The organism is Brevundimonas variabilis (genome assembly GCF_014199945.1).
In the GTDB taxonomy this organism is placed as follows: domain Bacteria; phylum Pseudomonadota; class Alphaproteobacteria; order Caulobacterales; family Caulobacteraceae; genus Brevundimonas; species Brevundimonas variabilis.
The window spans coordinates 14,152-25,297 of the sequence record NZ_JACHOR010000003.1 but is presented as its reverse complement, the minus strand read 5'-3'; the positions used below and the strand labels follow the sequence as shown (position 1 = coordinate 25,297).

The window sequence follows — 11,146 nt, the reverse complement described above, 5'->3', positions numbered from 1 at the left end:
TAGCTTCAACCATGCCGACTTCCGATCCTCGCCCACCCGTCGATCTGCACCGCCTTCTGACCGACCGGGAACGCGAGGTCATGAGCTATGTGGCCGCACACCACCGCAGCAAATCCATATCGCGGTTGCTGGGAACGGCCCCCAAGACCGTCGACGCCCAGGTCGCCAACGCCTGTCGCAAACTGGGTGCGGTGTCGCGCGACGAGGCCGTGCGGATGTTGCTGGCTGCCGGGGTCGACCTGGCCATTAGGGAAAATCCCCTATCGGCAAGGTCCCCAATGCCCATGGCCGATGTTTCGAACTCATCTGTGCCCGTCACAGAAAGGACGAAACATGACTGCAACCATGACGACCAGAGAAACGGCACGATCGCTGGACGACGCGATGCCGGGGCTGACCTATCGCGACCTGAGCGTGGCGCTGGGATTGATCGCCAGTGGCCCGGATCATCGGGCCATGATTCCCTATCTGGTTTCAGCCCTGCGCGAGCAGGCCCCCTATCTGACCGGGCAGATGACGATGTTCGAGATCCTTCGTTCAGCGAATTGTCTGGCGGATATAGGATCGCAGGGCACGCCGGATGGCTGAAGCCGCTTCCTCCGCCGCTCGCGCGGATCCTGGTAGCCGTGGCGATTGCTGCACTGGCCTCCATCATCATCCCTGCGGCGTTGAAGGGGGCTGTCGCGCTGCAGAAGACCGTCGAGTCGCTGCAACACCCCTGAACTGACTTTCGTACGCACTCAAACCCCAAAGGTGCCACGCTCACGCGCGGCAAGGAGCCCCCATGTCCGACAAGACCCTGGCTGCCCAACGGGTGGCTGATCTCATCAACGATGCCGAGCGGGCCATGGACCAGGCCATGGCCAAGGCCTCGATCCTCGTCGCCGAGTTGCCGCAGTTGCAGGCCCAGGCCGGCCTTAATGCCAGCTGGGCCCAGCCCGCGATCGTTTCAGTCTGTGCAGCGCTTTCCGACATGACGACCGCTCGAGGCTCTCTGATCAGCGCTCACAGGTCGTTATCGGTCATCCAGCGGAAGCTCGGGCTGGTGACCACCTTGTTGCCTGGAAATGACAAGGCATCTGAGGGACCGATTGTTCCGACAAGCGCCTTCGGTGATGATCGCGTCGTTGCCCTGCGCGCCTGACATTCCGGCGCCTGGTCGCGATATCCATCGGGTTCACATAACGAGCGCTGGGTCGCAGAGCGCGACGTCAGCGATAAGACTTTTGCGCTCGCTGCAAGAACGCTTGTGCTGCGGCGTCGCTGGCCGCAGACGACTTCGTGAACCAGCGGTCGCAACTGACCCCTCCCACCGTCCTGGATATACAATCTGAAGCCCAATTCTGACTGGATTGGAGTCAAAAAGCCGTGTCAACATAACAATGGGTTGCATGTGCCATATTGGGATACTAATGTTATCCCACTTCGAACTGCGATTGTCCCAAGGTTGGTGAGCGCGAACTTCCGGCTCGGTCTTACACATCCCTGGTCCACGGCGATTGGCCGAAGCGCGTATCGTCTGGAAGCGTAACGGCTACGCACGCGTGGCCTCATCAGAAAAAATCTGAATGCGCTGCTGCCACCGGTCAGCCTCTGCGGAGATGAGCATGCCAAACTGGCTGATGGCGGTTGATCACCTTTACGAGATCATTGGTTACGCTGCGACTGTAGTGCTCTGTCTTTTTACCTTTTTCCTAGGAAGTATTCGCGAGCGGCTGGTTGCTTTGGTCATTGCTCTGGACGGGGTGACGATCTCGGCCTTTGACATCTATCTCGACGGGTGGCCGAGGGTCTGGGCGATCTCCAGCAAGGCTGTACTGCTATTCGTGATCTATGCCGGGTTCAGCTGGCGGTGGCCACATACATGGCTGATAGTCATGACGTCGCTTCAGTTCGTTGATCTTCTGCTTGTGATGGCCGTTGTCGTCGACGGCTCTATCCTGATCAGCGTCAACGGTCTGCTGAGGAACGTCGTTGGCTGGCTGATGCTGCTGACCTTCGCTGTAGGGATCGTGCAGACAGCTAGAGCCAATCTGATGGCGCGGGTCCAGCCGTTGCCGAGATGCGACTGAATGAACAGTCCCTGTGGAATGGAAGCGCCATGCTGGAGTGGCTGAAGGGCATCGAAGAGCTGCATCAGATCGTCGCCTACCTTGCTGCTGGGGGCCTGTGTCTTTGCGCCATGGTTTTCGGGAGCATTCGCGAGCGGATCGTAGCGGTCATTGTCCTTTTGGATGCCTTGTCGACCATTGCGTTCATTGGGTATCTCCACGGGTGGGGGATGGTCTGGGCAATCTCCAGCAAGACCCTGGTTTTGTTCGTGAGTTATGCCGCATTGAGCTGGCGATGGCCGCACATCTGGCTTATCGCCATGACGTCCCTGCAGTTCATCGATCTTCTGCTGGTGATGGCCGTGTTTGTGGACAGATCCATCCTGATCAGCGCCAATGGCCTGCTCCGGAATGTGGTGGGTTGGCTGATGCTGCTGACCTTCGCTGTCGCCATCGTGCAGACGACGCGAGCGAGGCTGATGAAGACGGGTTGAACGGGTTTTGGGAAAGCGTACGCCCGCGCCATCTGGATGCTGATGCCGAGGCTCAGTCGAACAGATCGCCACTTTCGTCGGCGGCTTCCAGTACCTGACGGGCGAGGACGCGGGTGACTGGACGGTGTTCGGCATCCAGGCGGGTCACGATATCGGCGGCCGCAGCCGCAGAACGATCGATCCGCCGCACCAGATAGTCGATGACCCCGTCACCGGGCGCGATGCTGCGTTCTGCAAAGCGGGTGCGCAGGATGGCGGCCAGGACGAGGTCGTCCGGCGGCTCCATGGCCACCACACGAAGGGAATCGAGCCGCGAGCGTAAATCCGGCACCTGGACCGACCACTGACGGGGCGAGGGCCGCGAAACGAGCAGCAGGGCCCCACCCTCGGCCTGCGCCAGGTTGATCAGGTGAAACAGGGTTTCGTCGTCGGCATCCTGGGCGATGTCCAGCAGGACGGGGCGATGTTCCAGCTCCAGCGGATCCGCCAGAGCCGCCTCGGCCCCGTGAAGCGGAACGGCTCCGACCCGCTCGGCCCAGATGGCGGCCAGGTGGCTCTTGCCGCAGCCTGCAGGGCCGCAGATGGCCATGACCTGTCCTGCCGCATCCGGCCAGCGGTCCAGCACCCGGGCAGCCTCGGCGTTGCAGTCCGAGCGCACAAACCCGGCCGCGCCAGTCGGTACAGCCCGCTGCAGGGGCAGTTTCAGCTGATCACGAGGAGGAAGGCCGCCGGACATGGGTCCACCATAGCAGACCCCGTTCACCGTCCGCATACGGCAGGCTGACCGGTCGGGGACAAATTGGCGCGGCTGTGGACAGCCGACCGGGCCGCGACCTTGACTTTCAGGGACGATGATGCGCCCTACCGGCTCTCAAATTTACGGCCATTCCTGGCTGACAATCCGAAGATTTCCCCATGCACGCCTATCGCTCCCACACCTGCGGTGCCCTTCGGTCGACGGATGCCGGCACCAATGTCCGGCTGTCGGGCTGGGTGCATCGCAAGCGCGACCACGGCGGCTTGCTGTTCATCGACCTGCGCGACCACTACGGCCTGACGCAACTGGTGCTGCACCCCGAGACGCCGGGCTTCGAGGCGGTCGAAAGGCTGCGGGCCGAGAGCGTGATCCGGGTGGATGGCGAGGTTGTCGCCCGCGATGCGTCCGTCGTGAACGCCAACCTGCCGACCGGCGAGATCGAACTGCGGGTGCAGGCGGTTGAGGTGCTGTCCGAGGCCGCCGAACTGCCGCTGCCGGTGTTTGGAGAGCCGGAATATCCGGAGGAGATCCGGCTGAAGCACCGCTACCTCGATCTGCGGCGCGAGACCCTGCACAAGAACATCGTGCTCCGCTCCAGGGTGATCTCGTCAATCCGGCAGCGGATGGTCGGGCAGGGGTTCCTTGAATACCAGACTCCGATCCTGACGGCGTCGTCGCCGGAAGGCGCGCGGGACTTCCTGGTGCCGTCGCGGCTGCATCCCGGGAAATTCTATGCGCTGCCGCAGGCTCCGCAGCAGTTCAAGCAGCTGCTGATGGTCTCCGGCTTCGATCGCTATTTCCAGATCGCGCCCTGTTTCCGCGACGAGGACCTGAGGGCAGACCGTTCGCTGGAGTTCTACCAGCTGGACGTCGAAATGAGCTTCGTCACCCAGGAAGACGTCTTTGCCGCCATCGAGCCCGTCATGCATGGCGTGTTCGAGGAGTTCGCGGACGGCAAGCGGGTCGATGCCTATCCGTTCGTGCGCATTCCCTATCGGGAGTCGATTGCCAAATACGGCTCGGACAAGCCGGACCTGCGCAACCCGATCGAGATGCAGGACGTGTCAGAGCATTTCCGCGACGGCGGCTTTGGCCTGTTCAACAAGATCCTGGCCGGCGATGCCAAGAACGCGGTCTGGGGCATTCCGGCTCCGAAGGGTGGCAGCCGTGCGTTCTGTGACCGGATGAACAGCTGGGCCCAGGGCGAAGGCCAGCCGGGTCTGGGCTACATCTTCTGGTCCGAGGATCAGGGTCAGTGGGGCGGGCCGATCGCCAAGAACCTCGGGGCCGAGGCCACCGACGGCCTGATGCAAGAGCTGGGGATGGGGCAGGGCGACGCCGCCTTCTTCGCCGCCGGAGACCCTGCTGTGTTCCACAAGTTCGCCGGTTCGGCGCGCACCAAACTGGGCCAGGACCTGAACCTGATCTCGGACGACGAGTTCCGGTTCTGCTGGATCGTCGACTTCCCGATGTTCGAATGGTCCGAGGAAGAGAAGAAGGTCGACTTCAGCCACAACCCCTTCTCGATGCCGCAGGGCGAGATGGAAGCCCTGATGACCCAGGATCCGCTGGATATCCTGGCCTATCAGTATGACATCGTCTGCAATGGCTATGAGCTTTGCTCGGGTGCGATCCGGAACCACAAGGCCGAGATCATGCTGAAGGCCTTCGAGATCGCGGGCTACGATGCGTCGGTGGTCGAGGAGCAGTTTGGCGGCATGCTGAACGCCTTCCGCTATGGCGCTCCGCCGCACGGGGGTCTGGCACCGGGCATCGACCGGATCGTCATGCTGCTGGCCAACCAGGTCGCGATCCGCGAGGTCATCGCCTTCCCGCTGAACCAGCAGGGCCAGGATCTGCTGATGAGCGCACCGGCCGAGGCGCAGGACCGGCAGTACAAGGAACTGCACATCCGGTCGGCTCCGCCGCTGAAATAGCGGCGTTCAGGTGAAGCGTCCGGGCGACCTAGTCGCGGTCGGCGCTGACCATATTGCGCGACGCCGGTGGTGCGGGCGGACGCGGCGGTGCCGGTGGAGCCATGCGGCCGCCGCAGCTCGCGACGGTCATGCCCCGGGGCAGGCGGGTTCCGCCATCGCCACAGGCGCGTGAGATCTGGCTCTGGGTCAGGCCGCGTGCACTGGACAGGTCCACGCCGCGGATATCGCTGCGACGCATCTCGGCCCCGGCGAAATCGGCCCGGGTGAATTTGCCACCGGCCAGACGCGCGCTGTTCAGCTCGGCCTGGCGGAAGCTGGCCCCGGTAAAGTCGCCACCGCTGAGATTTGCGGCGTTCATTTCACTGTCGCTGAAGGAAGCTCCGCGTGCGCTGACATTGGCCAGGTTGGCACCGGTCAGTTCGGTTCCGGAGACATCGGCCTGTGCCAGATTGGCACCGTTCATGCTGACGCCGACCATTTCGGCCCCCGACAGGTTGGCGCGGTTCAGGTTGGCGCGATTGAAGACTGCGCCCTGGGCCTCCGCGCCCTCGAGCGACACGCCGGAAAAATTGGAGCCGGAGAAATTGGCGCCGACGATCTCGACGCCGCGCATGTCGGCGCGGCTGAAATCGCTGTTTGAAAAATTCGAGCCCATCAGCTCGGCACCGCGCAGATTGGCACCGACCAGGGTGGCGTTCTCGAAGCTGGCTCCGGTGAAGGTCGCGCCGCTGAGATCCCGGCCGGACAGCTCGCAGCGATGGCAGGACCCGCCCAGCGAGACCATCCGGGCCACGTCGCGGTCCTGGAACGTCAGCTGTTTGCTGGCGGCCGATGCGGACGAGACGGTGCCGAGCGCGGTCAGTCCGAAGACGACGGCGCTGGCAAGACGGACAGGGTGCAGGAAGGTTTTCACGTCGCCTTCATGCCGCCGGATGCCTGCAAACCCTACTTAAATCGCGGTAAGGTCGGTGTTCGTCAGCAGGCGCGAATGCGAAGGCCGCGCGGCAGGACAGTGGCGGCATCGCCGCAGGCGGCGTTCAGCCGGGCCTGTGTCAGGCCGGTTGCGCGCGCCAGGCTGGCTCCGGAAAAATTGGTGCCGTTCAGGGTTGCGCCCGAGAAGCTGGCTCCCTCGAGATAGGTGCCGACAAAGCTGGCATTGGTCAGGTTGGCCCCGGTGAAATTGGCGCTCGAGAAGACGCCGCCATAGGCCTCGACGTCGCGCAGGTCGGCGTTGGCGAAGCGGGTGCGGTTCATGCTGGCGAGGCTGAGGTCGGCCTGACGCAGGCGGGCACCGGCCAGGTTCAGACCGCTGCGGTCGAGGCCAGAGAAGTCGGCCTGGAAGAGGTTGCAGCCGGGGCAGCTGGCACCGCCGCGCACGCGGTTGATCTGGCCCGGGTCCTGGGCGAGGGCCGGGGCGGTGGTCGCGACGGACAGAAGGGCGGCGAGGATCAGGGCGGGCTTCATGGGACGGCACTCCGGTTTCGACACTGTCGCAGCAAGGAGTATGCCATGCTGACCTAGCGCCGCCGGGCAGCCATGATCTCCCTGAGACGGTCCGGTGTGCCCTCGATCCGTTCAAGCCGCGGATAGCGCAGACCCTCGGACCAGATCATGGGCACGGTACGCACCCGCTCGCCGTTCCGGATGACCAGATTGATCGGCGTTATGGTGCCTTTCGCCGAGGTGATGGCCTCCCGCAGGGCTTCGGCCGACGGGCCCCGGTCGTTGACGGCGATCAGATCCCAGCCCGGGCCGATCCCGGCCTCGTAGGCCGGGCTGCCCCAGCGGACGCCCACGATCCGGTTGTTGGCCCCGAGAGTGAAGCCCAGCGAATACTGGAAGCTGCTGCCCCAGCCGGTCTGGATCGACTTCTCGGTCGCCGTCAGGCTGTCGGTCCAGGCAAGGCGGTAGCCGCCGCGCGCAAGGCCGTCCAGCGGCGCCCGGGCGTCCGGCCCGACGGCGTCAAGACGGCCGCGCAGGAAGCCCGACCAGTCGTGCGGATAGACATCATTCAGGGCAGCGACGACCTCTTCGAAGGTATAGCCGCGGGGCTCGGCCCGACCGTCGAGGCGACCGAAGAATCCTTTCGCAAAATCGTCCAGTGACCGGCGACCCTCCGTGCCCTCGCGGATCAGGGTGTCGGCGTCCAGCCAGACCAGCAGGGCCTCGTCATAGTAGTCGGTCGTGGTGCGCATCCACGACGGCCAGTTGCCGGGCACACGGTAGCCCAGGAGGTTGTGGTTGTTGGTATCCTGGAGCGAGCGCCACTGACGGCCCGGCTGGGTCTCGTAGAAGGCCGCATGCTCGGCCATGCTGATCAGGGATTCCTCGGTCGTGGCCAGACCCGAACGGGCGGCCAGCACCTCGCCCCAGTAGGAGGTCAGGCCCTCATAGACCCACAGAAGGGTGTTCTGGGTCGGCACATTGTAGTTGGCGGTCAGCTCGTCGGCGGGCCGCATGTGTTTGCCGTTCCACGAATGGACGAACTCGTGCGGGAGCAACTGGCGCGAGCCGAGCGAGCCGGTGCCGCGGGTGAAGAAGTCCGGGGCCAGGGTGTTTTCGGAACTGCGGTGATGCTCCAGCCCGATGCCGCCGATCTGGTTCGAGGCAGCGACGAGGAATTCGTAGCGGTCGAACGGGCGCGCCCCGAACAGGCGATCGGCCTGTTCAACCAGGGCCTCGAATTTCGGCATCAGGCCGTCGGCGGGCCTGAGCTGTTCGGCCTTGTCGGCGACGAGGCTCAGATGGACGGGCGAGGGACCGTCGCCGTCGAGGGTGAAGCGGCGATAGTGGGCCCCGGCGAACATCGGACTGTCGACCAGGGTGTAAAGGCTGACGGGGGCGAAGGTCGCGACCCCGTCTTCGTTCGACACGGTGTCGAGGGCGACGCCGAAGCCCCAGCCCTCAGGCAGGCGGACCGACGGGGCGATGGTGATGCCGGTGGAGGCATAGCCCGCCGGATAGAGGATGGCCTTTTCCCACTGCAGGTTGACGATTTCCGGCGTCTGGGTCACGCGCCAAGGTCCGCCGTCCGGCTGGGTCAGCCACTGGAACGACACCTCGATGGCGCTGACACCGGCCGGGATGTCCAGATGGAAGGCGTGGGGCTGGATCGTGTCACGAAGCCATTCCAGACGCTGGCCATTGGCGGTGACGGTGACGCCCGAGATCAGCTGGATGGGGCCGGTGTCGGCGTGGTTGCCGGGCAGGAATTCCGGATAGAGCAGGGTCATCGGCCCGGGGGCCGCGACCGGAATGGTCTGGCGGACGCTGATGATGCGGCGATCGCGATCGGTGACGTCGGCCTGGTACTGGATGGTGCCGGGATAGGTGGCCCGGGTCGGCGCCGGAATGGCCGGCTGGGCGCGGGGCAGGGCCAGGGCCGCGTCACCGGCCTGGGTCAGGACGGGGGTTCCGGGAGCCTGCGCCAGCGCAGGAAGGGCGACCGAGGTCAGCAGCAGGGCGAGGGCGGCAGCGGGCAGACGGATACGCGACATCTAACAGGGCACCTTGGGATCAGCGGAAGTGGCCAGCGTCGTCCTGGGAGGCGGGGCCGTCAAGGGCCGAGGGGCGGACATGCGCACCTCCGGGAACCACTAGCGTCGCCTTGCCTCGAAGATATCGCCCAGCCGGTCCGGCGTCCCGGCAATGCGTTCCAGCCGGGGATAACGCAGGCCGCCGTGATAATCGATGCCGACGGTGCGGTATCGATCGCCCTGTCTGACAATGAGTTCGATCGGCGTGGTGGTATCCTTGGCTGCCGTGATACCATCAGCCAGAATCTTGGGCGACGTCGCCAGGCCGTTCACGGCGACGATCTGCGCTCCAGTGGCGAGCCCCTGCTGGAATGCAGGACCGTTCCATTGCACTCCGGCAATCGTACCGTCGCCCGTGATCGAGAGGCCGAGCGAATAGGTGAAGTCGTTGCGCTCGTATTCGGCATAGAGGGTCTTCTGATAGTCCGAGGGCGTTTCCGAATAGACCAGCCGCCAACCGCCCCGGGTCAGGCCGTCCAGCGGGGCGCCCGGTCCGTGGCCATCCAGACGCGTCCGCAGGAATGTGGCCCAGTCGTGCGGGACCACATCGTTGAGAGTCTGAACCACAAGATCGAAAGTGTAGGGCGTTGCTTGCCAGTCACCATCGCGCACGCCGAAAAAGGCCTGTGCGAAATCGTCCAGTGATTTGCGGCCGCCGGTTTTCTCCCGGATCAGGGTGTCCGCATCCAGCCAGATCAGCTGTCCCTCCTCATAATAGTCCTCGCTACGCTGCCAAGAGTTGAAGGGGGCAGGGCGGCGCTGGCTGATAATGGGGTCGTTGGTTGTGTCCTGCAGCGCGCGCCATTCGCGACCGACCCGGTTGTCATAGGTGGCTGCCACAAGGGCGAGGGCGTCGAGGGCCTGCTGACGATCATGCAGGCCGGATCGAGCGGCCAGCACCTTGCCCCAGTATTGCGTCTGCCCCTCGTAGACCCACAGGAGGCTGTTCTGAAGGGGCGTGTTGAGATTGGGGACCAGCTGGTCGGCGGGTCGTTTCCATTTGCCATTCCAGGAGTGGGTGTACTCGTGGGGAAGCAGGTCACGGTCGCCCAACTTGCTGACGTACTCGGTGAAGAAAGCTGGATCGATGCTGTTTTCAGAAGATCTGTGGTGCTCCAGCCCGATGCCGCCAAGGGTGTCCGTTGCCGCGACGAGGAAGTCATAGTGGTTGTAGTGTCGAGCGCCGTAGAGGCGGTCAGCCTGCACTACGAGCGCGCGCAGAAGGGCGATCTGGTCATCCGTTGCCTTCAGGCCATCAGCGTTGTCGGCGACCAGGTTCATGCGGACAGGCGACCGACCGCCCGGATCAAGATCGATCTGACGATAATGGAGGCCTGCAAACACCGGGCTGTCGACCAGCACCTCCAGGTCCACGGGCTTGAAGGTGGTTGTCGCTGCGTCGATCGAAGAGGCTTCCAACGCGGTGCCCAGCGACCAGCCAGCAGGCAGGGTGATGCTAGGCTGGAAGCTGATGTTGCGGGAGAAATGCCCTGCCGGATACAAGATCATCTTTTCCCACTGAACGTTCAGCATTTCCGGCGTGATCTCGACCCGGCCCTGTGACGGCGTCAGGGGCGAAAGGCGCTGGAACTCCGCGATGACCTCGGTCGCGCTGGCCGGGATCTCGATGTGATAGGCATAGGGGTTCAGAGTATCGCGCACCCATTCGACCCGCTGTCCGTTGGCCGTGAAGACCAGGCCCGCGAGGCTGGAGACAGGCCCGACAGGTCCGTGATTGCCCGGCAACCATTCCGGAAACAGAAGGGTCATCGGGCCAGCACGGGTGACCGGGATCGTCTCGCGGACCCTGAAGATGCGGCGGGTAAGGTCTGTCGCATCGACAGATATCGTCAGTGTGCCGGGATAGGCCAGGTCGACGGGCTGCGGGATTGCATGGAGGCTGATCGGCAGGGCAGGCGGGGCGACCTGGGCCATGGAAGGCCCCCCGGCGATGAGGAGCATAGCCGCCATACAGGCGGTGACGGCGTAACGCTTGATCAACATCGGATTTTCGGTCCTTGGCCGCCAGGCGCGGCGGGCGGAGATCACGCCTGTCCGACCGAGACGTCAAGCGATCCGGTCGTTTTTCGTCAGCCCGACGAAAACTGTGGACAGGCCTTTATTTCGCCGAAGAACGGCGTATATGTCGCGTCTCCGCAGATTCCATGAATTTCGCGCGCAAGCGCCGAGGCCCGGTCCGTCGCCCTCCGACCGAGCGAAGGCGTGGCTCCTTTCCCGGGAGCTTCAATGATTTCAGGCGTCCTGATCCGGGGTCCGGGTCGAGGGTGGATGCCGAAACCGTCTGTCACGGGACACCGACCGGTGCCTCGTGCCGCCGCATTTGACGCAGGGCCTCGCGGGTCTGCGAATG

Annotated in this window: 10 protein-coding genes and 1 pseudogene; 6 read left to right on the top strand and 5 right to left on the bottom strand. The window is 64.2% G+C overall.

Translation table 11 applies throughout. The features are described from left to right. Nucleotides 1-11: 11 nt before the first annotated feature. The 5 genes and pseudogenes from GGR13_RS16930 to GGR13_RS08785 all read left to right on the top strand — a co-directional run. Nucleotides 12-206, top strand: a pseudogene (locus tag GGR13_RS16930) (response regulator transcription factor); the annotation flags it as partial. Nucleotides 207-345: 139 nt separating this feature from the next. Continuing rightward, on the top strand, nt 346-588 hold the full coding sequence (locus GGR13_RS16615) for a hypothetical protein (protein ID WP_246347777.1): 243 nt from the start codon (nt 346-348) through the stop codon (nt 586-588). A gap of 196 nt (nt 589-784) precedes the next feature. Then, on the top strand, nt 785-1,144 hold the full coding sequence (locus tag GGR13_RS08795) for a hypothetical protein (protein ID WP_183213171.1): 360 nt from the start codon (nt 785-787) through the stop codon (nt 1,142-1,144). Nucleotides 1,145-1,607: 463 nt separating this feature from the next. After that, a complete protein-coding gene (locus GGR13_RS08790) occupies nt 1,608-2,072 on the top strand; it encodes a hypothetical protein (RefSeq protein ID WP_183213170.1) in 465 nt (154 codons plus the stop codon). Nucleotides 2,073-2,101: 29 nt separating this feature from the next. Further along, complete coding sequence (locus GGR13_RS08785; RefSeq protein ID WP_183213169.1) at nt 2,102-2,545, top strand: hypothetical protein; 444 nt, start codon at nt 2,102-2,104, stop codon at nt 2,543-2,545. Nucleotides 2,546-2,597: 52 nt separating this feature from the next. On the opposite strand, the gene GGR13_RS08780 is transcribed toward GGR13_RS08785, so the two are convergent. Next, nucleotides 2,598-3,281, bottom strand: a complete 684-nt coding sequence (locus GGR13_RS08780; protein WP_183213168.1) for a P-loop NTPase family protein — start codon at nt 3,279-3,281, stop codon at nt 2,598-2,600. Nucleotides 3,282-3,460: 179 nt separating this feature from the next. On the opposite strand from GGR13_RS08780, the gene aspS reads away from it, so the two are divergent. Further along, nucleotides 3,461-5,239, top strand: a complete 1,779-nt coding sequence (gene aspS, locus GGR13_RS08775; protein WP_183213167.1) for an aspartate--tRNA ligase — start codon at nt 3,461-3,463, stop codon at nt 5,237-5,239. A 28-nt stretch (nt 5,240-5,267) separates the two neighbouring features. Here aspS and GGR13_RS08770 read toward each other — a convergent pair whose 3' ends face one another. From GGR13_RS08770 to GGR13_RS08755, 4 genes are all read right to left on the bottom strand, one after another. After that, a complete protein-coding gene (locus GGR13_RS08770; protein ID WP_183213166.1) occupies nt 5,268-6,152 on the bottom strand; it encodes a pentapeptide repeat-containing protein in 885 nt (294 codons plus the stop codon). Nucleotides 6,153-6,214: 62 nt separating this feature from the next. Further along, nucleotides 6,215-6,703 (bottom strand): pentapeptide repeat-containing protein, encoded by a 489-nt coding sequence (locus GGR13_RS08765; RefSeq protein ID WP_183213165.1) that lies wholly within the window; start codon nt 6,701-6,703, stop codon nt 6,215-6,217. 53 nt (nt 6,704-6,756) lie between these two features. Next, entirely contained in the window at nt 6,757-8,736 is a 1,980-nt protein-coding gene (locus tag GGR13_RS08760; RefSeq protein ID WP_183213164.1) for a M61 family metallopeptidase, read from the bottom strand. A gap of 99 nt (nt 8,737-8,835) precedes the next feature. Continuing rightward, on the bottom strand, nt 8,836-10,779 hold the full coding sequence (locus GGR13_RS08755) for a M61 family metallopeptidase (protein WP_183213163.1): 1,944 nt from the start codon (nt 10,777-10,779) through the stop codon (nt 8,836-8,838). Nucleotides 10,780-11,146: the final 367 nt, after the last annotated feature.